This is a genomic window from Pseudomonas sp. WS 5051 (assembly GCF_012985715.1).
In the GTDB taxonomy this organism is placed as follows: Bacteria; Pseudomonadota; Gammaproteobacteria; order Pseudomonadales; family Pseudomonadaceae; genus Aquipseudomonas; species Aquipseudomonas bubulae.
This window is the reverse complement of the sequence record NZ_JAAQWV010000005.1, coordinates 224309-248641: the sequence shown is the minus strand read 5'-3', so window position 1 is coordinate 248641 and position 24333 is coordinate 224309. Positions and strand designations below refer to the sequence as shown.

Genomic DNA, 24333 nt, shown 5'->3' with positions numbered 1-24333 from the left:
TAACGCTCCTTGTAAAAATAATTACAGCCTTATGCCTCAGCTGCGGTCAGGCATCAAGAGAGCAGGGAGGTGCATTGCCGGGTTTACCGATGTGTTAACAAAAGTTGCGGCTAAAATGAATTGTTATTAATGCATGAACTTATCCACCAATTGCCTCTCTTATGCCGGTAGCCATTGGTCGCGGCCGCCTGATAAGCTCGCGGCTTTATTCGATTGCCCATTTGGCGCATGAACAAGGAAATAGCATGAAACAGCATCGGTTGGCGGCAGCTGTGGCCCTGGTAAGCCTGGTACTGGCGGGTTGTGATTCGCAGACCAGCGTAGAGCTGAAAACTCCGGCGCAAAAAGCCTCGTACGGCATTGGCCTGAACATGGGCAAGAGCCTGGCTCAAGAAGGCATGGATGATCTGGATTCCAAGGCCGTAGCCCAGGGCATCGAAGATGCCGTCGGCAAAAAAGAGCAAAAGCTCAAGGATGACGAACTGATCGAAGCGTTCGCAGCCCTGCAAAAACGTGCCGAAGAACGTCTGACCAAAATGAGTGAAGAAGCCTCTGCGGCAGGCAAAAAATTCCTCGAAGAAAATGGCAAGAAGGCCGGTGTTGTCACTACCGCTTCCGGCTTGCAGTACGAAGTTATCAAGAAAGCCGATGGCCCTCAGCCAAAAGCTACCGACGTAGTCACTGTTCACTACGAAGGCAAACTGATCGACGGCAAGGTGTTCGACAGCTCGGTTGAGCGCGGCAGCCCGATTGATCTGCCGGTTAGCGGCGTGATCCCGGGTTGGGTTGAAGGCCTGCAACTGATGCACGTTGGCGAGAAGTACAAGCTGTATATCCCTAGCGAACTGGCTTACGGCGCGCAAAGCCCGAGCCCGGCTATCCCAGCCAATTCGGTGCTGGTATTCGACCTGGAGCTGCTGGGCATCAAAGACCCTGCAAAACCGGCACAAGACGCTGCCCAGTAAGCAGCTTCTGGTACAGGCAACGCCCCGTCTCGACGGGGCGTTGTCGTTTATGTAGTCCACCTTTTGTTTCTGTAGGCTTTGTCCTGCAGTATTTTCAATACCCATAAGTTCTCTTGGCTAGTAGTTGCTGACTGCCAAGTCAATGAATTTATGGGTTTTTTTATGTGTGTAAAAAATGCCCGATCTGAGTACAGCCCTTATGGGACGGGCCTTTCAGGGTTGAAAAACAGCTCTGTTCACAAGGTTATCCACAATTTGTGTGGATAACATTTTCAGCAAATGACGGCTTTTTCGGTTCTTTTCACAAATTATTCACTTTTGAGTGAAAACCCCAGAGACCTTCGCGGCTGATAGGATTAAGCTCAAAGGGAAAGTTCTGACTCGATTTACGAAAAAAGTCTGACGGGGTTTAGTAATGGATCTTCAAATCATCAAGCGTAATGGTGAGCCTGAATACGCCGTTCTTTCATGGGAGAGTTATCAGGCACTGCTCAAGGCTGCTGGAGTCCAGGAGCCAGTTGCCGAGCCTGACAAGGATCTGCAGCCACCGGCACCCGAGCAGGTGCACCCCGGACTCGATCAGTTGCGTCACTTGCGCGAGAACAAGGGCCTGGCCCTTGAGGTGCTGGCACGCACGGTAGGCATTAGTCCGTCATATCTGGGAATGATCGAAACCGGCGAGCGTCTGCCAGACCTCGCTATCCGTCGCAGCTTGGCCTGGGAGCTTGGTATCGCAGGCTGGAGGGAAGCATCATGAACGTGCGCATCAGTCGTCAACACTGGGATGGGTTGTTGGCTGAACTCGATCAGGCGCGTCGACAGCGCCACTTGCTGACTTACCGTGCATTACTGGAACGGTTGCAATTGCCGAGCCCCGCCATGTTGACCCTCACCGCCGCACTTGAACATCTGGCGGCGATGGATGCCAAGGCCGATCAGCCATTGCGCAGTTCGTTGGTGATCAGCCAGGGTGCAAGCCGTCTGCCACGTACCGGTTTTTTCGAATGCGTGGAGCGCCTCGGGCGTTTCCCCGGCCCGCCGGACGGGATTGCCGCTGCGTCCTGGCATGCCTCAGAGGTGGTGCGGGTGTTCGAGTATGTTTACGAGCACGAGGAGGCTTGAGTGCTCTGGCGGCTCAAGGCGCGCCTGAGTTACTGGCTGGCGCGCAAGTTGTTTCACTGGCCATGGTGTGTCCGTCAGCCGCGTATCTGGCGCTGGATGGAGGGCCAGTTCGCACGCATGGCCAACCTCGGCAGCACCAGTGCCCAAAGTTTCTACGGCCATATCCTGGCCTTTCGCGGTCAAGGGATGGGCGCCAGGGAGGAGGGGGTGCGTTTGTTGCGTCTGGCGGCACTCAGTGGTGACGCCAAGGCAGCCTACCAGGTAGGCGTTTTCAGCCTGGCAGGGACGCTGAGCAAGACGCCTGACGCTGCCGAGGCTGCACGCTGGTGGACGATGGCGGCAAAAGCCGGGCACCCGCTGGCAGGGCACAAGCTGGCGGTGCTGTATCAACAGGGTGGCCCGGGGTTGATGGCTGACCCGCAGATGGCCAGGCTTTACCGTTAGCCAATAAAAAGGGCGGCCCGCATCATGCGGGCCGCCCTTTTTTTACCTGCCTGACTTACTTCTTGGCCACCTGTGAGGTGAGCTTGAGGTAGTCCAGCAGAATCCGCCCGGTTTCACTCAGATAGGCGTCATCTTCCGGCTTGGTCTTTTCAGGCTCGACCGGCAGTGCATCTTCGTCTTCTTTCTTCATTTCCTTGAGCGGCGCTTCGCCCTTGGCCTGGCGGCGGGCGTTTTCCATCACCAACTGCTTGGCATCGATATCGGCGTGCTGGGCGCGACGCTCGGCTTCGTTGAGGCTGACGGTCTTTTCGGCCATCAGCTTCTCGGCCAGGGCCAGTTTGTCACGGATAAAGATGAACTCGGCATCCTTGGCCACCCGGGCTTCGTGCTCGGCCTTGAGCTTGTCGATATAAGGCTTGAACGGGTCGACGGCGGGCTTGATCGCAGGACGGATGGTGTCCCACGGCATGGCTTCAGGCAGTGCGCTTTCGCCGATTTCCTTGGTGTCGATAATCGACGGGAAGGCGACGTCGGGCAGAACGCCCTGATGCTGGGTGCTCTGGCCGGAAACCCGGTAGAACTTGGCCAGGGTCAGTTTCAGCTCACCGTGATTCAGCGGCTGGATGGTTTGCACCGTGCCCTTGCCGAACGTCTGGCCGCCGATAATCAGCGCGCGGTGGTAGTCCTGCATGGCACCGGCGAAGATCTCCGAAGCCGAAGCCGACAGGCGGTTGACCAGCAATGCCATAGGGCCTTTGTAGAACGCCCCGGGGTTTTCGTCTTCAAGCACGTCGACCTTGCCGTCTGCATTACGCACCAGCACGGTCGGGCCCTTGTCGATAAACAGGCTGGTCAGTTCGGTGGCTTCCTGCAACGAGCCGCCACCGTTGTTGCGCAGGTCGATAATCACGCCATCGACTTTTTCTTTCTGCAACTCGGTCAGCAGTTTTTTAACGTCACGGGTGGTGCTCTTGTAGTTCGGGTCGCCAGCACGGAACGCCTTGAAGTCCAGGTAGAACGCCGGAATTTCAATCACGCCCAGCTTGTAGTTCTTGCCATCCTGCTTGAGGTTGAGGATCGACTTTTTCGCCGCCTGCTCTTCAAGCTTCACCGCTTCACGGGTGATGGACACGATCTTGCTGGTCTGGTCATTGGGTGCGTTGCTCGCCGGAATCACTTCCAGGCGCACCACGGAGCCTTTAGGGCCACGAATCAGCTTGACCACTTCATCCAGACGCCAGCCGATCACGTCGACCATCTCTTTGTCGCCCTGGGCAACGCCGATGATCTTGTCTGCCGGTGCGACCTGCTTGGTTTTATCGGCCGGGCCTGCCGGCACCAGACGGACAATTTTTACCTGGTCGTTATCGCTCTGCAACACGGCGCCAATGCCTTCCAGCGACAGGCTCATATTGATATCGAAGTTTTCCGCGTTATCTGGCGACAGATAGTTGGTGTGCGGATCGTAAGACATGGCGAAGGTGTTGATATACGCCTGGAAGATGTCTTCGCTGCGGGTCTGGTCAAGGCGCGACAATTGATTCTTGTAGCGCTTGGTCAACAGTTCCTGGATTTTCGCAGGCTCTTTGCCGGCGATTTTCAGACGCAGGACTTCATCCTTGATGCGTTTGCGCCACAGGTTGTTGAGTTCGGCTTCGGTCTTGAGCCATGGAGCGTCCTTGCGGTCGATCTCCAGGGTTTCCTTGGCATTGAAGTCCAGCGAGTCAACGCCCTTGTTCAACTCGGCAAGCGCAAAGTCCAGGCGCGATTTGACGCGATCCAGATAGCGTTTGTAGATAATGAAACCGGGGTTCAGATCGCCGCTTTTGAGGAAGTCGTCAAACTGGAATTTCCATTTGTCGAATTCGGCAATATCGCTGGCCAGAAAGTAACTGCGCGAAGGGTCGAGCAGCTTCAGATAGCTGTCATAGATGATTGCCGAGCGGGCATCATCCAGTGGCGGCTTGCTGTAATGATGGCGCTTGAGCAGCTCAACAACGTTAAGACTGGCAATTACCTCATCACGATCGGGCTGAAGGTTATCCCAACTGTTAGCGGCGAACGTATTGGCCGAAAACGGCAAAACGCCTAGGCCAATGAATAGGGCAAGTGCGGTGCTAGGGAATAAATGCTTCATGCTGATTCGACGCGGGGGCAATTGATAACGCATATTAGGCCGTCTTTGAAGTCGCCGGTTCCATCAAGGACCGGTCGCATAATGCAAAAAGCCCGGTGCAACAGCTCCGGGCTCAGTCCAGACTCACTATGGAGGCACTGTGAAAGCATTGCAAGGCGTTGAAGGTCAAGTGAAGTGGGTTGAAGAGCCAAGCCCCACCTGTGATGTAGGGCAAATCCGTATTCGTGTGGCGGCAGCCGGACTCAATCGGGCCGATCTGTTGCAAAGCGCCGGCTTGTATCCGCCGCCGCCGGGGGCCAGTGAGGTATTGGGCCTGGAGTGTTCAGGTGTGGTCAGCGAAGTAGGGCCAGGGTCGTCCTGGCAAGTGGGTGATCGCGTCTGTGCCTTGCTGGCCGGGGGTGGCATGGCCGAGGAAGTGGTGGTTGATGCCCGTCATGCACTGCCGGTGCCTGAAGGTTTGTCGCTGCTGGAGGCTGCGGCATTGCCCGAGGTGTACAGCACGGCATGGCTGAACCTGTTTCAACTGGCCGCGCTCAAGCCGGGCGAAAAAGTATTGCTGCACGCGGGGGCAAGTGGTGTTGGTTCAGCGGCCATTCAGCTGTGCAAAGCCTTTGGCAGCCCGTGCTGGGTGAGCGTGGGCTCGGCCGAGCGCCTGGCTTACTGTCAGGCGCTGGGTGCCCAGGGTGGCGTGGTGCGTACCGAGGGGCTGGACAGTCTCAAGGCGCTGGGGCCTTTCGACGTGGTGCTGGACCCTGTGGGGGCCAACTATGCCGAATCCAACCTCAAACTGCTGGCCCAGGACGGGCGCTGGGTGTTGATTGGCCTGATGGGCGGGCGCAAGGCCGAGCTGGATCTGGCGCTGGTCCTGGGCAAGCGTATTCAGTTGCTGGGCTCGACCCTGCGCAGCCGCAGCGATCAGTTCAAGGCGGATTTGCTCAGTGATCTGGGGCAGCAGGTATGGCCATTGTTTACCGAAGGCCGCCTGAGTCCGCAACTGGCCAAGACCTTCCCGATTGAGGACGCGCAGGCAGCGTTTGCCGAACTGGCCAGCAACCAGGTGTCGGGCAAGCTGGTGCTGGTGATCGACAGCAGCTTAACCTGATCCTCTGTGGGAGCTGGCTTGCCTGCGATACAGGCGATAGGGTCTGGCAGGCAAATCGCGGTGATGCCATCGCGAGCAAGCCCGCTCCCACAGTTTCAGGGCGGCGTTTGCCGAGAGCTGGCCAGCATCAGGCCTTAAGGGCGCCACAAAACCTGTGGGAGCTGGCTTGCCTGCGATGCAGGCGATAGGGTCTGGCAGGTCAATCGCGGTGATGCCATCGCGAGCAAGCCCGCACCCACAGTTTCAGGGCGGCGTTTGCCGAGAGCTGGCCAGCATCAGGCCTTGAGGGCGCCACAAAACCTGTGGGAGCTGGCTTGCCTGCGATACAGGCGATAGGGTCTGGCAGGTCAATCGCGGTGATGCCATCGCGAGCAAGCCCGCTCCCACAGTTTCAGGGCGGCGTTTGCCGAGAGCTGGCCAGCATCAGGCCTTGAGGGCGCCACAAAACCTGTGGGAGCTGGCTTGCCTGCGATACAGGCGATAGGGTCTGGCAGGTCAATCGCGGTGATGCCATCGCGAGCAAGCCCGCTCCCACAGTTTCAGGGCGGCGTTTGCCGAGAGCTGGCCAGCATCAGGCCTTGAGGGCGCCACAAAACCTGTGGGAGCTGGCTTGCCTGCGATACAGGCGATAGGGTCTGGCAGGCAAATCGTGGTGATGCCATCGCGAGCAAGCCCGCTCCCACAGTTTCAGGGGGTCATTTCCAGTGATGAATCGGCCACCCGGCCTTTTCAGCCTGTTCGCGCAGCACCGGGTCCGGGTTTACCACATGGGGGTGATCGACCTTGAGCAGCAGCGGCAAGTCGTTGCGCGAATCGGAGTAAAAGCTCGCGCCTTCCAGGTTTTCTTCCTGCTCATCCAGCCACTCCAGCAGGCGCGTAATCTTGCCTTCGCGGTAAGTCAAAGTGCCCACCGTGTGCCCGGTATAAAAGCCGTGAGCCACTTCCAGCTCAATGCCCAGCACTTCATCGATACCCAGGCGCTCGGCAATGGGTTTAACCAGATGGGTGCCCGAGGCCGAAATGACCAGGATCCGGTCGCCCGCCTTGCGGTGCGCGGCAATGGTTCTGGTTGCGTCACTGAAGATGATCGGTTCGATATAGTCCTCAACCCAGGGCTCGACCAGGTGCGCGACTTCTTCGGGGCTGCGGCCGATCAGTGGCTCCAGGCTGAAAGCCATATAGTCTTCCATGGCCAGCTCGCCCCGGCTGTAGGCAGCCATCAGTTCGTTGTTGCGCTGCATGAACGACACCGGGTCGACCCAGCCCAGGCGGCCCATCTGCTCGCTCCAGAGGGTGGCGCAGTCGCCATGAATCAGGGTTTCGTCCAGATCAAAAATTGCCAGGGCCATCAGCGCAACTCTCTCTTCAGTGAATTCAGGAACATCAGGCTACCTCACAAAGGGTGCTCGAATCGATGGATAGCGCAACGGCTTGGCCGTCCGGGTACAAATCGCCGGGCGCACGATTGAGTACGTCGACGATCAATTGCACGCCACGCACCTCGACGCGATAGCGGATCACGTTACCCAACAAGCTGTGGCTGAGAATCACCCCGTCCGGCTCACCCTGCACACTCAACCCCAGGGTTTCCGGGCGAATGGCGATGCGGCTGCTGACCGGGCGCTGCAACAGGCGGCTGGCAGTTTGCGCGTCCAGCAGGTTGTAGTTGCCGATAAAACCTGCGGCGAAGGCATCTGCCGGGGCTGCATAGAGGGTCTGAGCATTGCCGCTCTGCACGATATGACCCTTGTTCATCAGGAAAATGCGGTCGCTCATCACCAGTGCTTCTTCCTGATCGTGGGTCACGAAGATAGTGGTCAGGCCCAGCTCGCGCTGGATGGTGCGGATCTGCTCGCGCAAGTGCTTGCGAATTCGCGCATCCAGCGCCGACAGCGGCTCATCCAGCAGCAGCAGGCGCGGACGCGTCACCAGTGAGCGGGCCAGGGCCACACGCTGGCACTGGCCACCGGACAACTGGTGCGGATAGCGCTTGGCGAAGTCATTCAGCTCCACCAGTTGCAAGGCTTCGGCCACGCGTTTGTGGCTGTCGTCGGCCTTGACCTTCTGCATGCGCAGGCCGAAGGCCACGTTCTGTTCGACAGTCATGTTGGGGAACAGCGCATAACTCTGAAACACCATACCGATGCCACGCTTTTGCGGGCTCACTGGCACGATGTCCTGGCCATCGAGCAGGATCTTGCCGCCATCTACCGGCGTCAACCCGGCGATACAACGCAGCAGCGTGGACTTGCCGCAACCGGACGGGCCGAGCAGGGTGACGAATTCACCCTTGGCGATGCTGCAGTTGATATCACTGAATACCGGGGTGCCGGAATAGGATTTTTGCAGGTGTTCAACGCTGACGAAGCTCATTGGCTTTTGTCCTTGTTCAGGAAGGTGGCAACCCAGGTCAGCACCAGTACAAAGAGGAAATAGGATATGACCAGCGCGCTGGTGAAGTGGCCGCTGCTGTTGCGCATATTGTTCAGGAATACCTGCAAGGTCTCGTAGCGGGTGCCGACCAGGATATTGGCGAACACAAACTCGCCAAACAGGAACGAGAATGACAGCAGCAGGGCTACCATCAGGCCTTTACGCAAATTGGGCAGCACCACCAAAAATGCCGCCTGCCAGGTGCTGGCACCCAGCAGTTGGGCCGCGTCCATCAAGTCGCGCAGGTTGATCGCCTGCAAGTTGTTGGTGATCGCGCGGTACATGAACGGCAGTGCGACGGTGAAATAACAGCCGATCAGGATCCACGGCGTACCGACCATTTGCAGCGGGCCGGAACCATAAAGTTGCAGCAAGCCTACCGATGACACCACCGGCGGCACGGCGAAGGGCAGCAGGATCAGGATGTTCATCAGCGCATCCAGCTTGGGGAAGTGGTAATGCACCACAAACAGCAGCGGCAGGATCAGCACTACGGACAGCACCAGCGCCGCGACGCAGACCAGCAGCGACTGGCCGAAGGCCTTGAGGAAGCGCGGGTCGCTCCACAGCTGGTCATACCACTTGAAGGTAAAGCCGCTGGGCAACACCGTGGCTGACCAACTGCTGGCGATGGAGTAGATAAACGTGCCCAGCAGCGGTAGCAACAAAATCAGAAACAGCAGCCAGACCACACTGCGGTGGTACAGGCTGGCGGAAGTGGTTTCAGCGCGCGACATGGTAGCTCCTCTTTAACAGCCACTGATGCACCAGGGTTACCAGGGTCATCAGCCCCACCAGGATCACCGCCAGGGCGCTGGCCATGTTCGGATCCAGGCTGATATCTCCTGACACCATCGCGGCAATGCGAATGGGCAGCACGTTGAAGTTGCCGGTGGTCAAGGCATACACCGTGGCATAGGCCCCCAGGGCGTTGGCCAGCAGGATAACGAAGGTGCCGAGCAGTGCCGGGGTCAGTACCGGCAGGCCGATAAACCGCCAGAACTGCCAGCTGTTGGCGCCCAGCAGGGAGGCCGATTCGCGCCAGTCCTCGCGCAGGGCATCGAAGGCGGGGTAAAGCAGCAGCACGCCGAGGGGGATCTGGAAGTAGGTGTACAGGATGATCAGGCCGGTTTTCGAGTAGAGGTTAAAATCCTCGATGATCCCTGCCTGTTTGAGCATGATCGTGATACTGCCGTTAAACCCCAGCAAAATGATGAAGGCGAAGGCCAGCGGTACGCCGGAGAAGTTGCTGGTCATGTTGGCGAATGCGTTGACGAAATTGCGCAGCCGCGAATCCACCTTGCGCAGCGAATAGCTGCCCAGTATGGCAATGATGATGCCGAACAGGCTGGACCAGAAACTGATCTCCAGGCTGTGTTGGATGGCCTGCAGATAGAATTTGGAGTTGAAGATCTTGATGAAGTTGGCCAGGCCCCAGCCACTTTCTTCCGATTGCACACTGTGGATCAGCACCCACACCAGCGGGGCGATCTGAAACACGATAAAAAATACCGCGAAGGGCACCAGGCACAGGACTGCAAGCCATTTGCCCCGGGTCATGGCGCGGGCCTCAGCAGCTCGCGACACAGCGGTTTGTCGTGAGCTACGCCAAGCAACTCGCAGATCGTGCCGCACAACTCGAGCTGTTTTGGCATGACATCCGGGTTCAGGCTGAACGCATCGCCCAGCACAAACAGTGGCACTTCACGCTCTTCGGGCAGCAAGCCGTTATGGGAGCGATCGTTGTTCATGCCGTGGTCAGCAGTGACCAGCACTTGGTAGCCGGCCTGCAGCCAGCCTTGCAGATAGTCGGCCAGGATAATGTCGGCCGAACGCGCACTGTTGCGGTATTGCGCGGTATCGAGGCCGTGTTTGTGTCCGGCATCGTCAATATTCATGGGGTGGACCAGTAAAAAATTCGGCTTGTGTGCCACCCGCAGGCTTTCTGCGTCGGCGAACAGGTGGGAGTCAGGGTAATGATCACTCCAGTAGAAATGCCCGTATTGGATTGGCAAGTCCCCAGCCAGGGTATGGCGATCCCGGGCAATCACGAATGGCGAGCGGTTATAGAGCTCACTGATCCAGTGATAGGCCGCTGCCGCTGTGCTCAACCCGGCATCGCGAGCGTAATGGAACACGCTGCGCTGGTTGGACAGGCGCGAGACATTATTGTGGACAATGCCGCTTTCAATCGGCGGCACGCCGGTGAGGATGCACTCGTAGAGCGGGCGCGACAGGGCTGGCAACTCGCAGGTGAGCTTGTACAGTGCGGCCCGTTCTGCACTGACATAGGCCTGCAGATGGCCCATGGCAAGGCGGGCGACCTCAAAGTTCAAGCCGTCGAGCACTACCAGAATGACGTTGTGTTTCATGTAAGACTCCGCTGGCGCAGCGCAAAAGCTGTTGTTGGAGCGGGCTTGCTCGCGATGGGTACAACCCGGCACATCAGATGGATCGAGTCGATGGCATCGCGAGCAAGCCCGCTCCCACGCAGATCAAGGCGCAGGGTTACTGCATATTGATGATGACTTCTTCCTGCCACAGCTGCGGCAAGGCCTTGGAGGTCTTTTCCCAGGCGTCGGCGTCTTTGATCGGGGTGACATTTTTGTACTGGTCGTTGGACAGCAGCTTGGCCTGCACGTCAGCCGGCAGCTTCAGGTGCTCGGCACGAATCGGCCGTGCATTGCCCCGCGCCAGGTTGGTTTGCCCGGCATCGCTGAAGATGAATTCGCGAGTCAGCTTGGCGGCGTTCGGGTGTTTGGCGTATTTGTTGATGATGGTGGTGTAGCCCGAGATCACCGAACCGTCGGACGGGATCAGCACCACATAGTCATCCGGGTTGGCCATTTTGGCTTTGTAGCTCAAGCCGTTGAAATCCCAGACCACGCCGACTTCCACTTCACCTTTCTCCATCGTGGCGATGGTCGGGTTGGCCAGTGACAGGCGACCTTGCTTGGCGATGTCGGCAAACATCAACAGGGCCGGTTGCACGTTCTTTTCATCGCCGCCATTGGCAATGGCTGCAGCCAGCACGCCATTGGTGGCCTGGGCCGCGGTGCTGACATCACCGATCGAGACCTTGTATTTACCCGACTTCAGGTCAGCCCACTTGGTCGGCACTTCAGAGCCGTGCAGCAGCTTCTTGTTGACGATAAACGCAATGGTGCCGGTGTAGGCCAGGGCCCAGTTGCCGTCTTTATCCTTGGCCCAGTCCGGGATCTGTTCCCAGGTGGTTGGCTTGTACGGCTGGGTTACGCCTTTGGCCACGGCAATCGGGCCAAAGGCGGCGCCCACGTCACCGATGTCGGCACTGGCGTTGTCTTTTTCCGCGGCAAACTTGGCCACTTCCTGGGCCGAACTCATATCAGTGTCGATGTGCTTGAGGCCGTAGAGCTTGTTCAGATCGGCCCAAGTGCCTTTCCAGTTGGCCCAGTCATCGGGCATGCCGACGCTGTTGACCGTGCCTTCAGCCTTTGCTGCGGCTTCCAGGGCTTTTAAATCGACATCGGCGGCCATGGCCGATGTGCACAGGGCAATGCTTGAACCTAACAGTGATGCGAGGAAAAACTGTTTCATCCGAAGCTCCTTGGGCGTTTTCAACGCTGGGTTTTATTGCTCTTTTGCGGTGGGTTGGTCTAGGTCAGCAATACCTGAGCCAATTTAAGCCCGGCAGATGACACTTTAATGTCGGCATTGGTTGTGCAAGGCATATCGCCAGCCAGCGTGTGTGTTCCGGCTAAGCGTAGACCATCGGGAAGGCCCCGGCTGGCAAGGGGTTTGGCGCATTTTGACGGGTATATGAGCGCCCTCTTGTCATCGAACAGTCATATGTTCTGCCTAGGCTGACAGGTTCAGGGAGTGACCGTTTGACGGCCATGTTTGCCCACTTTTGGTGCTGGACTAGTCCAGCCAGGTAACGTTGATGCGAGAAGGTGCACCCAAGGCGGTAACAGCGATAAGTCGCACGCTGCAAGAGCAGATTGAGCACGGTCTACTGGCGGGAGGCAGTCAGCTGCCGGCCGAGCGCAAACTCAGCGAGTTATTCGCCACCACCCGCGTCACCGTGCGCGAAGCGTTGTTACAGCTTGAATCCCTGGGGCTGGTGTATCGGGAGGAGCGGCGCGGCTGGTTTATTTCGCCGCCGCGTCTGGCGTACAACCTGATGCAGCGCAGCCACTTTCATGCCATGGTCACGGCCCAGGGGCGAGTGCCAACCACCGAGGTGATCTCGGCGCGCCTGCTGCCGGCCACGGCTGCGGTGTGTGAGCGCTTGCAGTTACCAGCGTTATCCAGCGTGATCCAGATCTGCCGGGGCCGGCGGATTGACGGGCGGCTGGTGCTGTATGTGGAGCACTACCTGAATCCGCAGTACTTCCCGCAGATCCTTGACCTTGATCTGACGCAGTCGATTACTGAGCTGTATGCCCGGCATTACGATTTGCATTACGGCCGGGTGCGTTTTGAGATTGTGCCTACGGCGCTGCCGGTAGAGGCTGCAGCGACGCTCAAGGTATCAACCGGCAGCCCGGGTTTGCGCATTGCGCGGGTCAATTACGACCAGCACGAACGGCTGATCGACTGTGATCTGGAGTATTGGCGACATGATGCGATTCATGTCGGGGTGGATGTGCAGGAGCGTTGAACAAACCTGCTTTTGTGGGAGCGAGCCTGCTCGCGATGCATACTGCGCGGTCTGTCAGGAGAACCTGGCCGATATCATCGCGAGCAGGCTCGCTCCCACAAGTTATTGGCTCAATCCTTTTGCAGGATACCGCTGCCCCCCGTCACCACCTGCACACTCAAGCGCGGGGTGGCCAGGTCCAGCCCGGCCTCATCCAGGTGACGCTTGAGCGACAGGTTGAACGCCCGCGACACTTCCCATTGCTTGATCGGTGCCGTCTTGAAACGGGCACGCAAAATGGCGCTGCCGGACTCGAAACTCTCGACCCCCTGAATCTCCAGCGGCGACCAGATATTGCGCCGCTGCAGCGGGTCGGTACGCATCTTTTGCCCGACTTCACGCATCAGCTTGATGGCGTCGTCGATTTCCATGTTGTAGGGGATGGCGACGCGGAAGATGGCGTAGCCAAATTCCCGGGAGTAGTTTTTGATGCTTTTGATTTCACTGAACGGGATGGTATGCACGATGCCGTCGATATCGCGCAGGCGCACGGTACGAATGGTCAGCCCTTCAACCGTGCCCAGATGCCCGCCGACATCGACGTAGTCGTCGATGGCCAGGGAATCTTCGATAATGATAAACAGGCCCGTGATCAGGTCGGCAACCAGTGACTGAGCACCAAAACCGATGGCCAGACCGATTACGCCGGCACCCGCAAGCAGGGGGGTGACGTTCATGCCCATATTGGCCAGGGCGACGATCAGCGCAATGATGAAGATCGCGGCAAACAGGATGTTGCGAATCAGCGGCATCATGGTTTGCGCGCGGGCATTGGCCAGCCCCTTGCGCGAGCGGGTCAGGGCATGGTGGATGGCGGTGTCGGCGAGAATCCAGATCAGCCAGGCAAACAGCAGCGTACCGCCAAGGCCGAACAGCTTGACGCTGATCTCGTGACCCTCACCCTCGGTAAAGCCGATCAGCGACATACCCCACACCCGCAGCCCCAGCTCGATAAACACCAGCCACACAATCAGGTGGGCCAGGGTGTAGACGAAACTTTTCAGGCGCTCGGAATACAGCGCATGGCGCTTGTGGCCACGTTGCGGCTTTTGCGCATGACGGCGCACCAGCCCGTTGATCACCATGCACAACACCACCAGCACGGTACAGATCAGCGACTGGCGCAGCGCGGTGCTGGTGTCGCCTGCCGAGATAAACGTGGCCGCCAGCGAGATGCCCACCAGAATCAGCGCCGCGACATACCAGTAAGTGCCGAGGATCTCGATGCTGTCGCTCAGGGCGCGACGGGTCAGGCGGCGCGACAGGGGTTGATTGCGGATCAAGTGGGCGATAGGGCGGCGGAAACGGATGATAAACAGGCCGGTGGACAGCGCCGCCATCACATTGGCAAAGGTCGCCGCGGTATGCGCCAAGTGCACGCCCAGGGTGGCCACCAGTCGCGGATCGCTCAGGGCTTCGCCAAAGGCTGCGAAGCTGCCGATCCACCACAGCGGGCGAAATGCCTGGTGCCGCAGGATATGCAAGGCGCGGTGCCGGTGGGGGCCATCGAGCAGCGAGAAAAGGATCACGCAGATGGCCGAGAAACAGGTGCCAATAACCAGCGCGTACGCCAGCACCATTGCCAGGTCCTTGCCCAGCGAAGACGGCAGGGAGTAACTCATGTACACCGTGATCATCAGCGCGACCATCCACGGCCCCAGCTTGCGCAAGGCAAAGCGCAGCATGTCGACGGCCTTGGGGTGTTGCGGCAATTCCTCGCTCAGGCCAAATCGCAATCGCACCCGGTGGCTGACCCAGATCAGCAGGGCGGCCAGCAGGCTCCAGATCATGATGACCAGGGCAAAGCCAAAAATGATCGGCAGCCATTCATTGGCTGGCAGCATCAATGCAGAAAGTTCTTCCTTGGCCTGGGAGATTTCCTTGGTCCAGCGATAGGTTGGACTGTCATCGCCGGAAAACTGCTTTTCGAGATCAGCCAGGGTGCTGCCGATCAACCCCAGAACGCCTATCTCGGCTTCGGGCTGGGCTTTTTTGGTGGCATCGCGAAGTTTTTTCAGGTCGGCCAACAGCTTGCTGCGCTGCTGATCGTTTTCGAGGTTCTTGATCACCTCGTCCAGCGATTGGCCCAGTGGCTCGGTAGGTTGTGCCTGGGTTTTGTCCGAACTGCCCAGCATGCCCGGCAAACCGACGGCCTGCGCAGAGGTCATGGGCAAGAGCGTCAGCAGGCAAACCAGCAGGAAACAGGGCAGGGCGACAAGACGGGAAAACACTGGGCGATCAACCTCGAGGGGGAGCGAATTGGCCGAGTGTACGCTAGGCCCCGTGATCATTCATTTCTTGTCACATAAATAAATGATCGCGGGCCCGGGGCGGGAAAATGTCGGGGCTACTCATTCAGTTTGGCGAGGATTTTGAAGATGATGGTGCCGAATATCAGCAGCATGCCAGCCCAGATCATCAGCACGCCGATGCCACTACTGCGTTCGCGGAAGTTGAAGCCAATGGTCAGCAGCAGCATGCCGCAGATAATTGGAATCATCATGGAGTGGAAGGCAGTGGTTTCAAACATGGTGAGAGGGACCTGTGCAAGTGAGTGCCCCAAGTCTAGGTCGGTTTGCGCAGATGTGTGGTGATGTGTATCAAAAATGAATCAGCCAGACGCAGAACCTTGAAGCCGCTGCCGCAGTCTGCGACGGGTTGCGCAGCGACCCTGCTTTATCGAAGGTCCTGCGGCCCTTATCGCAGCCTGCGGCAGCGGCTTCAAGGAATATGCCTTACGGCAACTGGTTGCTGGCGTAGAACGCGCTCAGCACTTTGACCAGGTGAGCCAGGTCATGGCTGCCGGCCAGTTCGCGGATCGAGTGCATGGCGAAGGTCGGCAGGCCGATATCCACGGTGCGCACGCCCAGGTGGCTGGCAGTGATCGGGCCAATGGTCGAACCGCAACCCATGTCGCTGCGCACCACAAAACTTTGCACCGGGACTTCCACGGCCATGCACAGGTGGCGGAAGAATCCGGCGGTTTCGCTGTTGGTGGCGTAGCGCTGGTTGCTGTTGACCTTGATCACCGGCCCGGCATTGAGCTTGGGCCCGTGATTGGCATCGTGCTTGTCAGCATAGTTGGGGTGAACGCCGTGGGCGTTGTCTGCCGAGACCAGCAGAGATTTCTGGATCGTGCGTACGTACTCGTCGCCCTCAGGCAACAGGCGCTGCAGGATTTGCTCCAGCATCGGGCCATCGGCGCCGCAGGCCGAGCACGAGCCGACTTCTTCGTGGTCGTTGGCCACGAACAGACAGGTTTCTTCGGTCTCGGTGGTGAGCAGGGCTTGCAGGCCTGCGTAGCAGGACAGCAGGTTATCCAGGCGCGCACCGGCGATAAAGTCGCCGTTGAGGCCGATCACCGCAGCGCTTTGGGTGTCGTAGAAACTCAGCTCGTAGTCCAGCACCACGTCGGCATTGAGGCCGTGCTCGCGGGCCAACTGGTCGGTGAGCAACGCGCGGAAGTCAACGCGCTCATCACCGGCCACCTGGGCCAGGATCGGCGGCAGTTCGGTCTGCGGGTTGATCGCCCAACCTTCGTTGGCAGTACGGTTGAGGTGGATCGCCAGGTTGGGGATAGTCGCAATCGGCGCCTTGAAATCGATCAGCTGGCTTTCGACCTGGCCATCGCGGCGGAAAGTGACGCGCCCGGCCAGGGACAGGTCACGGTCGAACCAGGGCGCGAGCAATGCACCGCCGTAGACCTCGACGCCCAATTGCCAGAAGCCCTGGCGTTGCAGTTCGGGTTGTGGCTTAACCCGCAGGCAGGGGCTGTCTGTGTGGGCGCCAACCATGCGGATACCGCCGTACAGGGGCGAATGGCGACCCAGCTTGAAGGCGACGATGGAAGAGTCATTACGGGTGACGTAATAGCGGCCATTGGCTTCGGTGAACCAGGTTTCGCGCTCGTCGAGGCGCTGGTAGCCGGCGGCCTCAAGGCGCTGAACAAGACTGGCAGTGGCATGAAAGGGGGTAGGGGAGGCCTTGAGGAAGTCGATCAGGCCTTGGTTCAACTCTTCGCGCATAAGTTACTCCAGACAGCAAGGCCGCGAGTTTAGCGCATTGATCGCAAGATTTGGCCCTCTAATGCAGCTCTTGTGGGAGCGGGCTTGCTCGCGATGGCATCAGTGCGATGTTCCTGCAAAACCGCGTCGCCTGTATCGCGAGCAAGCCCGCTCCCACAAGGGGTGGTAGGTATTTAGAACGGTGCCGGGCACTCAAAGCGCAGGCGTTCACCGGTTTGCGGGTGGGTAAAGCTCAGCATGCTCGCGTGCAGGCACAAACGCGGCCATGCGGCCAGGGCTTGCGGGTGCGCATAAAGGCCATCACCGAGCAGCGGGTGGCCGATTGACAGCATGTGCACGCGCAACTGGTGCGAACGGCCGGTAATCGGTGTCAGCTCAACGCGGCAGTAATCGCCACACCGCTCCAGGATCTTCCAGAAGGTCAGTGCGTTTTTACCAAATTCATGGTCAACCACGTGCCGGGGTTTGGTCGGCGGGTCGTAGCGCAGGGGCAGATCGATGCTGCCGCTGTCCAGCTCGGGCTGGCCCCAGGCTAGTGCGGTGTAGGCCTTTTCGGTTTCGCGGTCGTGAAACTGGCGGGAAAGCTCACGGTGAGTGTCAGCGTCCCGCGCCAGCAAAATAATACCGGACGTTTCCCAATCCAGACGGTGGACAATGCGCGCCTCGGGGTAGCCGTTTTCTTGCAGGCGGGTAATCAAACAGTCCTTGTTGTCATCGGCCCGGCCCGGCACCGAAAGCAGCAAGGTCGGCTTGTTGACCACCAGAACGCCAGCGTCCTCATGGATAATGTGAATATTGGACAACGGCATTAAAACAGCCTCTTGAAAAACGCCAACGGCGACAAAGGAGCCTCCCCTGCAGGGAAGGCACCGAAGTCGCCGTGGTGCCCGCCGGATCGATTAACGATCTGGCAGTGTGATGTTGAGTTCCAGAATCGAGCAGCTACCTTCGTTTTCAAGGGCGATCTGTACAGAATCGTCGCCGATGTTGACGTATTTGCGGATCACCTCGACCAGCTCTTTTTGCAGGGCAGGCAGGTAGTCCGGGGTGCTGCGTTGGCCACGCTCGTGCGCCACGATGATCTGTAGACGCTCTTTCGCCACCGACGCGGTTGTTGGCGTTTTGCGGGTACGAAAGAAGTCAAAAATGTTCATTGTTTAGTTGCCTCCAAACAGGCGCTCGAAGAATCCCTTCTTCTGTACATCAAGGAACCGGTGCTCCACGGTTTTGCCCAGCAGGCGATCAACGGCATCGCTGTAGGCCTGACCGGCGTCGCTTTGATCGTCAAGGATCACTGGCACGCCCTGGTTGGATGCCTTGAGAACAGCCTGGGACTCCGGGATCACGCCCAGCAGGGCCACGGCCAGAATCTCTTTGACGTCTTCAACGCCGAGCATTTCGCCTTTGGAAACGCGATCAGGGTTGTAGCGGGTCAGCAGCAGGTGCTCCTTGATCGGATCCTGGCCCAGTTCGGCGCGGCGCGACTTGCTGGCCAGCAGGCCCAGCATGCGGTCCGAGTCACGTACCGAGGACACTTCCGGGTTGGTCACGACTACCGCTTCGTCAGCGAAGTACATGGCCAGGTGGGCACCGGTTTCGATACCGGCCGGGGAGTCGCAGACCACGTATTCGAAGGTTTCCTTAAGCTCCATAAGAACTTTTTCGACGCCTTCCTTGGTCAGCGCGTCCTTGTCACGGGTCTGGCTGGCGGCCAGCACGTAGAGGTTTTCCAGGCGCTTGTCTTTGATCAGCGCCTGCTGCAGGTTGGCTTCACCGTTGACCACGTTGACGAAGTCATACACCACGCGGCGCTCGCAACCCATGATCAGGTCGAGGTTACGCAAACCGACGTCAAAGTCGACGATCACTGTTTTGTGGCCGCGCAGAGCGAGGCCGGTACCGATAGCGGCGCTGGTGGTGGTCTTACCCACACCACCCTTGCCGGATGTAACCACTAGAATCTTGGCCAAGGTGTTTCACCCCTAAGGAAAAAGGACTTTTTAGCCCCTGAATAACATCTCTATGAACGACTGCAGGTGAACAGCCTTGGCGGGTCATTGTTCAAGTCGCGTTTACGCTGTGTAAACGCTGCCTGATTGCTTGTCCCTACAAGGAAAAGTCTGTTTTCACTACGATTTTGAGATGCTTGGAAAATGGCGAGAGTATCCGTTAAAGCCGGGTGATGTTCAACATGTCACTTGACAGACTGATCTGAACACCTGTTCCCCACAGAGGATCCCGACGCAGGTCTTCGGATACCTTGTACTTGCCCGCAATTGACACTAGCTCGGCGCTCAGCTGCTGGCAAAAAATCCGTGCCTTGGTGTTGCCCTTGTGCCCGGCCAGTGCGCGGCCCCGCATAGGCCCGTACACATGGATGTTGCCATCGGCCATAAGTTCCGCACCGGGGCTGACTGAAGCGATCACCACCAGGTCACAGCCTTCGGCATACACCGTCTGGCCGCCGCGTACCGGGCTGGTGATGATCCTGGTCGGCTTGATCGCCGGCTCTGGCGGTTTTTCCGGTTTTTTTGCCTCGACCACCACTTCAACCGGATCAATCGGCCGCTCACGGGCGCCGGAGGGTGGCAGTACAGGCAGGTCGATGGCAATGGCAGCAGCGATGTCCTCGATGCGGTTGGCGCGAATGGCCAGGGTGCGCAGGCCATGTTGGCGGCAGACGCGCATCAGCCCCGGCAAATCGATGGCGCCTTCACTGGCGGGCAGCTTGTCCAGCGCCAGTACCAGCGGGGTATTGCTGAAAAAATTCGGGGCCTGGGCCACTTTGGCGGCCAGTTGGCGGTCCAGGGCTTCAAGGTTGTTGTGCGCAAGTTCCAGCACCGTGATGGCGAGCATACTGCCCTTAAGCTGGAACACGGGGGCTTGGTCTAGCGATTCGGTTTGGCTCATGGTTGCTTAACGCGACTTGTCACTTAAAGTGCTGAGACTTATAACGAGAACGCCGGCAGGCCGCAAGCCGGGTCTAACGATGTAGAATGGCCGACCCTTGTGTCTGTCCGGAATCATTAATGGATCGCCCGCGTTTTCGTGCCGCTTTTTTTCATCCGCGTTTCTGGCTGCTATGGCTGGGTCTCGGCGTGCTGTGGCTGGTCGTGCAACTGCCTTATAAAGTACAACTGTGTATCGGCCGTGGTCTCGGCGCCCTGATGTATCGGGTGGCCGGTGATCGCCGACGTATTGCCACGCGCAACCTTGAATTGTGTTTCCCTGAAAAGACCCGCGCCGAGCGCAAGCAGTTGCTCAAGGACAACTTCGCCTCGACCGGTATCGCCTTCTTTGAAATGGCCATGAGCTGGTGGTGGTCAAAACCGCGTCTGGCCAAGCTGGCCCACGTCGAAGGGCTGGAGCACCTGAAGCAGGCTCAGCTTGAAGGCAAGGGGGTAATCCTGATGGCATTTCACTTTACCACCCTGGAAATCGGCGCTGCCTTGCTGGGTCAGCAACACACCATCGACGGCATGTACCGCGAACATAAAAACCCGCTGTTCGACTTTATCCAGCGTCGTGGCCGTGAGCGGCACAATGTAGATTCGCTGGCTGTCGAACGTGATGACGTGCGCGGCATGCTCAAGCTGCTGCGCTCAGGGCGGGCGATCTGGTATGCGCCCGACCAGGACTACGGCGCCAAGCAGAGCATCTTTGTGCCTTTGTTCGGCATCCAGGCGGCCACCGTTACCGCCACCAGCAAGTTCGCCAAACTGGGCAAAGCGCAGGTTGTGCCCTTTACTCAACAAAGACTGGCCAACGGCAGTGGTTACAAGCTGGTCATTCATCCGCCACTGAGGGATTTCCCCGGAGAAAGCGATGAGGCTGATTGCCTGCGAATCAATCAATGGGTTGAGCGGGCGGTGCGTGAATGCCCCGAGCAGTATCTGTGGGCCCATCGCCGCTTCAAGACCCGCCCGCCCGGCGAGCCGAAACTGTACGACAAACGCGGCTGAGGCGGCCGCACTGGCGTGACTGCGGTTGCGCCGGTGACGGGCCTGATACTGTCTGGTGGTGGTGCGCGGGCGGCCTATCAAGTCGGCGTGCTGGCGGCGATTGCCGAGTTGCTGCCTGCCGGTGCCATCAACCCGTTCCCGGTGATTGTCGGGACGTCAGCGGGCGCGATCAATGCGGTCAGCCTGGCTAGCGGGGCGATGGATTTCACCCGCGCGGTCGAGCACCTGACCCTGTTCTGGCAGGGCTTTGAAAGCAGGCGCGTGCTACGCAGCGACTGGTCGGGGGTTTTGCACCAGGCCACGCGTTTTATTGCTCACAGTCTGCTCGGGCTAGGCTCGCATGTGCCGGTGGCGCTGCTCGACAGTTCGCCCTTGCGCGATCTGCTCCAGGACCGGATCAACTTCCCCGGTGTTGAACAGGCGATTGCCGGGCATCACCTACGGGCTGTCGCGGTTACTGCATTTGGCTATTCTTCCAGTCAGGCGGTGACCTTTTATCAAGGCAAGGGCACCATCAATGGCTGGTTGCGCCATCGGCGCATCGGCATGCCCACCGCTTTGACGGTTGAACATCTGCTGGCCAGTTCGGCCATCCCTCTTCTGTTTGCTCCGGTCAAAATCGGCGAAGAGTATTTTGGCGATGGCGCAGTGCGGCAGTCGGCGCCAATCAGTCCTGCGCTGCATCTGGGAGCCAACCGGGTGCTGGTGGTGGGGGTGAGCGGCAACCCGCGCGGGCCGGACCTTCAGGCCGGCCAGTCGCACTACTACAACGCTCAACAACCGACGCTGGCGCAAATTGGCGGGCATATGCTCAACAGTACGTTTATCGACAGCCTGGAAAGCGATATCGAGCTGCTTGAGCGGCTCAATCACTTCAGTCGCCTGCTGCCCAGGCAATCCGACAACCTCGGTTTGTCCCCCGTGGAGGTGCTGGTGATTGCGCCGAGCCAGCCTATAGACGAAATCGCGGCCCGCCATCGGCATGAGCTGCCGGCCGCGCTGCGCATGTTCCTGCGTGGCCCCGGTGCGACCAAAACCAGTGGTGCAGGGGTGCTCAGCTACCTGCTGTTCGAGGCGGGTTATTGTCGGGAGTTGATCGAGTTGGGGCGACGCGATGCGATGGCCAAGCGCGATGCGCTGTGCCAGTTTTTGCGGGTTTGAACTACTCGCTTTTGTAGCCGCTGCCGCAGGCTGCGATAAGGGCCGCCGGCCCTTCCTCGGGGTCGCTGCGCAACCCATCGCAATCTGTTGCAGCGGCTACAGGTTTACTCGGCAATCTGCAATTTGCGCGCTTCAGTGTAGATGTAACGCAGCTTGTCGTATTCGAATGGCGAGTCGAACTGACCATAACGGAAGCTGGTGGTATAGCGTTTGTCGACAGCGCCCAGCACCCAGATCTCGGGATGGCGAGTGCTCTCGTGCGGCACGTTCAGGAAGTTGATCTCCTGGTTGACGCCATAGTCGACCACCAGGCCCGTGGTGTCGCGCAGGTTCGACGGGCCAAGGATCGGCAGCATCAGGTATGCACCGCCGGGTACGCCATAAAAGCCCAGGGTCTGGCCGAAGTCTTCACTTTGACGGGGCAGGCCCATGGCTGTGGCCGGATCCCACAGCCCGCCGATGCCGATGGTCGTATTCAGCAACAAGCGCCCTGTGGTTTCCATCGAGCGATGGCCCTTGAGCTGCAGCAGGCTGTTGAACAGGTTGGGGACATCCCCCAGGTTGTTGAAGAAGTTGCTCACACCCGTGCGCAAAAAACTGGGCGTGACATAGCGATAGCCATTGACCACCGGGAGGAACACCCACTGGTCGAAGCGGTAGTTGAAATGGTAGATCCTGCGGTTGATCGGCTCCAGCGGGTCATAGATGCTCAGAGCGTTCATGGTGGCGCGCTCGAACTCACGCTGATCCAGGCCCGGATTGAACTTCAACAGTTTCAACGGCTGGGTAAACCCGTCGACATCGGGGGTCAGTTCCGTGTGAGCTTTGCTGTTGTCGGCTTGGGCGAAGCCGGCGCCGAGCAGGGCGGCGAGAAGCAATAATTGTTTAGCCACGGAAGAACTCCAGCATATCGTCAGCGTTGACTCGGTAATTGATGTTGCCGCAATGGCCGCCATAGGGGTAAACCGTCAGGCGATTACCGAAGGTTTTACGCAGGAATCCGAGGTCGCCAGGGCCCAGGATGATGTCGTCGGCGTTATGCATGACGGCAATCTTCGGGCTGTTTTTCAGGTAATCCTGCAGGGCGTACAGGCTGACCTGATCGATCAACTGCAGCAGGCTGCCGCCATCGGTCTTGGCGCGCCACATGGGGATTACTTGCTCGGTCAGGTAGCAGTCAAAGTCACACTGCAGCGAACGCTTGAGGAAAGGTGTCAGGCTGGTGCCTTCGGTGATCGGGTAGTTCGGCGGGGTGATCAGGCCACGGCGGTTGATCAGGTCCGAGGTGAACACGATATCGGCTGACGAGAAACGAAACACCGTGCCGATCAGCATGGCCATTTGCTCGTTGGTCAGGCGCTCCTTGGAGTTTTGCAGGTCATACACCAGTGCCGCATTGAGGTCGACCCGGCCTTTATCCTGGAAGTAGCGGGTCAGCTTGCCCAGCACCAGTTCGTAGAACGTGGTGGAGTTGTTGATGCCTTTGACCTCGGTCTGCACCAGCTTGTCGAGGTTGCTGATGGAGGTGAAGAGATTGACCGGCGGGTTGAGCATCAACACTTTTTTGAAGTTGAAGCTTTTGCGTGTTTCATCCAGGTGGCTGACAAAGGCAGCATCCAGCGCACCCAGGCTATAACCCGCGAGGTAGTAGTCGGTAACGGGCAATTTGGCCTGTTGGGCGCGTACAGCCTGCATCACATGATGCAAATCCTCGGCGTCGTACTGGCTGATGCCGGGCGTGGCCAGGCGCGAGGCCGAACTCATGAAGTCATAGCTGGTGGGCGATGACAGCTGAACGACGTGATAGCCTTCCTGATAGAAGAGCTTTTTAAGGTATTCGTTGAGGCTGCTGTCGTACGCAGCACCGGTGCCGGCAATCAGGAACATCAAGGGCGCCGGGTGATCCTGTTTGGCCATGCGGTAAGTGAGCTTTTTCACCGCCCAGAAATTGGCCGGCAGTATGTGCTCACGTTCAGGGCGCAGGTTGAGGGTGTAGTCCGACTGGTTGATATCATCTTCGTCGGGCAGCAGCGGGCGCATTTGCGGCGGAGTGGTGGCGATCGTAGCTTCAAACGGATTGGTTATCGGGTAGCCATACGTTGCGGGGTCGACATCGACCGCCTGCGCGGACGCACTCAAGATAAGGCCGCCCAGTAAGGCAGCGAAGGGCAGAGAACGGAGCATGGAGGCTATCCCTAAATAAGATGCGCAAAAGTTTCGCAGGCTATGACCACAGGGCTCGTACTGAAGTGCCATTCAATGGCACTAAATAATTCCCCAAACAGTCCCGAACAGGCAAAA

Annotated in this window: 24 protein-coding genes; 8 read left to right on the top strand and 16 right to left on the bottom strand. The window is 58.7% G+C overall.

Annotated elements, in window-relative coordinates; translation table 11 throughout:
* Nucleotides 1–245 precede the first annotated feature (245 nt).
* The 4 genes from HBN79_RS10455 (at nt 246) to HBN79_RS10440 (ending at nt 2531) form a co-directional block, all read left to right on the top strand.
* Entirely contained in the window at nt 246–965 is a 720-nt protein-coding gene (locus tag HBN79_RS10455) for an FKBP-type peptidyl-prolyl cis-trans isomerase (protein WP_095002141.1), read from the top strand.
* 415 nt (nt 966–1380) lie between these two features.
* Entirely contained in the window at nt 1381–1722 is a 342-nt protein-coding gene (locus HBN79_RS10450) for a helix-turn-helix transcriptional regulator (RefSeq protein ID WP_095019103.1), read from the top strand.
* Nucleotides 1719–2087: a hypothetical protein gene (locus tag HBN79_RS10445; protein WP_095002139.1), complete on the top strand. Its 369-nt coding sequence runs from the start codon at nt 1719–1721 to the stop codon at nt 2085–2087. Before HBN79_RS10450 ends, HBN79_RS10445 begins: the two co-directional genes overlap by 4 nt.
* Nucleotides 2088–2531, top strand: a complete 444-nt coding sequence (locus HBN79_RS10440) for an SEL1-like repeat protein (RefSeq protein WP_095019105.1) — start codon at nt 2088–2090, stop codon at nt 2529–2531.
* A gap of 55 nt (nt 2532–2586) precedes the next feature.
* Here HBN79_RS10440 and HBN79_RS10435 read toward each other — a convergent pair whose 3' ends face one another.
* Nucleotides 2587–4668 (bottom strand): carboxy terminal-processing peptidase, encoded by a 2082-nt coding sequence (locus tag HBN79_RS10435; protein ID WP_169916690.1) that lies wholly within the window; start codon nt 4666–4668, stop codon nt 2587–2589.
* 139 nt (nt 4669–4807) lie between these two features.
* On the opposite strand from HBN79_RS10435, the gene HBN79_RS10430 reads away from it, so the two are divergent.
* The gene (locus tag HBN79_RS10430; RefSeq protein ID WP_095002136.1) at nt 4808–5770 is read left to right on the top strand and encodes an NAD(P)H-quinone oxidoreductase; all 963 of its coding nucleotides are present in this window, start codon (nt 4808–4810) and stop codon (nt 5768–5770) included.
* 695 nt (nt 5771–6465) lie between these two features.
* On the opposite strand, the gene HBN79_RS10425 is transcribed toward HBN79_RS10430, so the two are convergent.
* The 6 genes from HBN79_RS10425 to HBN79_RS10400 all read right to left on the bottom strand — a co-directional run bounded on the left by HBN79_RS10425 (nt 6466) and on the right by HBN79_RS10400 (nt 11779).
* Complete coding sequence (locus HBN79_RS10425) at nt 6466–7119, bottom strand: HAD family hydrolase (protein ID WP_095002135.1); 654 nt, start codon at nt 7117–7119, stop codon at nt 6466–6468.
* 34 nt (nt 7120–7153) lie between these two features.
* Complete coding sequence (locus HBN79_RS10420) at nt 7154–8143, bottom strand: ABC transporter ATP-binding protein (protein WP_095002134.1); 990 nt, start codon at nt 8141–8143, stop codon at nt 7154–7156.
* Entirely contained in the window at nt 8140–8940 is an 801-nt protein-coding gene (locus HBN79_RS10415) for an ABC transporter permease (protein WP_095002133.1), read from the bottom strand. Before HBN79_RS10415 ends, HBN79_RS10420 begins: the two co-directional genes overlap by 4 nt.
* Nucleotides 8927–9763, bottom strand: coding sequence for an ABC transporter permease subunit (locus HBN79_RS10410; RefSeq protein ID WP_095019107.1), 837 nt, complete (start codon nt 9761–9763; stop codon nt 8927–8929). Before HBN79_RS10410 ends, HBN79_RS10415 begins: the two co-directional genes overlap by 14 nt.
* On the bottom strand, nt 9760–10575 hold the full coding sequence (locus HBN79_RS10405; RefSeq protein ID WP_095019108.1) for an alkaline phosphatase family protein: 816 nt from the start codon (nt 10573–10575) through the stop codon (nt 9760–9762). Before HBN79_RS10405 ends, HBN79_RS10410 begins: the two co-directional genes overlap by 4 nt.
* A 136-nt stretch (nt 10576–10711) precedes the next feature.
* Nucleotides 10712–11779: an ABC transporter substrate-binding protein gene (locus HBN79_RS10400; RefSeq protein ID WP_095002130.1), complete on the bottom strand. Its 1068-nt coding sequence runs from the start codon at nt 11777–11779 to the stop codon at nt 10712–10714.
* Nucleotides 11780–12125: 346 nt separating this feature from the next.
* Between HBN79_RS10400 and HBN79_RS10395 the strand changes: the two genes are divergently transcribed.
* On the top strand, nt 12126–12845 hold the full coding sequence (locus HBN79_RS10395) for a UTRA domain-containing protein (RefSeq protein ID WP_095002129.1): 720 nt from the start codon (nt 12126–12128) through the stop codon (nt 12843–12845).
* 110 nt (nt 12846–12955) lie between these two features.
* Here the strand turns inward: HBN79_RS10395 and HBN79_RS10390 are convergent, their stop codons facing one another.
* The 7 genes from HBN79_RS10390 to minC form a co-directional block, all read right to left on the bottom strand.
* Entirely contained in the window at nt 12956–15115 is a 2160-nt protein-coding gene (locus HBN79_RS10390; RefSeq protein ID WP_169916689.1) for a mechanosensitive ion channel family protein, read from the bottom strand.
* Between the two features lie 116 nt (nt 15116–15231).
* Nucleotides 15232–15414 (bottom strand): hypothetical protein, encoded by a 183-nt coding sequence (locus HBN79_RS10385; protein WP_095002128.1) that lies wholly within the window; start codon nt 15412–15414, stop codon nt 15232–15234.
* A 205-nt stretch (nt 15415–15619) separates the two neighbouring features.
* On the bottom strand, nt 15620–16909 hold the full coding sequence (locus tag HBN79_RS10380) for a M18 family aminopeptidase (protein WP_169916688.1): 1290 nt from the start codon (nt 16907–16909) through the stop codon (nt 15620–15622).
* A gap of 173 nt (nt 16910–17082) precedes the next feature.
* Nucleotides 17083–17718 carry an RluA family pseudouridine synthase gene (locus tag HBN79_RS10375; RefSeq protein ID WP_095002126.1) on the bottom strand — a complete coding sequence of 212 codons (636 nt, stop codon included), beginning with the start codon at nt 17716–17718 and terminating at the stop codon, nt 17083–17085.
* Nucleotides 17719–17808: 90 nt separating this feature from the next.
* Complete coding sequence (minE, locus tag HBN79_RS10370) at nt 17809–18063, bottom strand: cell division topological specificity factor MinE (RefSeq protein WP_016780154.1); 255 nt, start codon at nt 18061–18063, stop codon at nt 17809–17811.
* Nucleotides 18064–18066: 3 nt separating this feature from the next.
* On the bottom strand, nt 18067–18879 hold the full coding sequence (gene minD / locus HBN79_RS10365; RefSeq protein ID WP_029611321.1) for a septum site-determining protein MinD: 813 nt from the start codon (nt 18877–18879) through the stop codon (nt 18067–18069).
* A gap of 199 nt (nt 18880–19078) precedes the next feature.
* Nucleotides 19079–19819, bottom strand: coding sequence for a septum site-determining protein MinC (minC, locus tag HBN79_RS10360; RefSeq protein WP_095002125.1), 741 nt, complete (start codon nt 19817–19819; stop codon nt 19079–19081).
* A 119-nt stretch (nt 19820–19938) separates the two neighbouring features.
* On the opposite strand from minC, the gene HBN79_RS10355 reads away from it, so the two are divergent.
* Together HBN79_RS10355 and HBN79_RS10350 are read left to right on the top strand one after the other, a co-directional pair.
* A complete protein-coding gene (locus tag HBN79_RS10355; protein WP_169916687.1) occupies nt 19939–20871 on the top strand; it encodes a lipid A biosynthesis lauroyl acyltransferase in 933 nt (310 codons plus the stop codon).
* 15 nt (nt 20872–20886) lie between these two features.
* A complete protein-coding gene (locus HBN79_RS10350; protein ID WP_169916686.1) occupies nt 20887–22032 on the top strand; it encodes a patatin-like phospholipase family protein in 1146 nt (381 codons plus the stop codon).
* A gap of 104 nt (nt 22033–22136) precedes the next feature.
* Here HBN79_RS10350 and HBN79_RS10345 read toward each other — a convergent pair whose 3' ends face one another.
* Nucleotides 22137–22925, bottom strand: a complete 789-nt coding sequence (locus HBN79_RS10345) for a VacJ family lipoprotein (RefSeq protein ID WP_095002122.1) — start codon at nt 22923–22925, stop codon at nt 22137–22139.
* Entirely contained in the window at nt 22918–24216 is a 1299-nt protein-coding gene (locus HBN79_RS10340) for a serine/threonine protein kinase (protein ID WP_169916685.1), read from the bottom strand. Before HBN79_RS10340 ends, HBN79_RS10345 begins: the two co-directional genes overlap by 8 nt.
* Nucleotides 24217–24333: the final 117 nt, after the last annotated feature.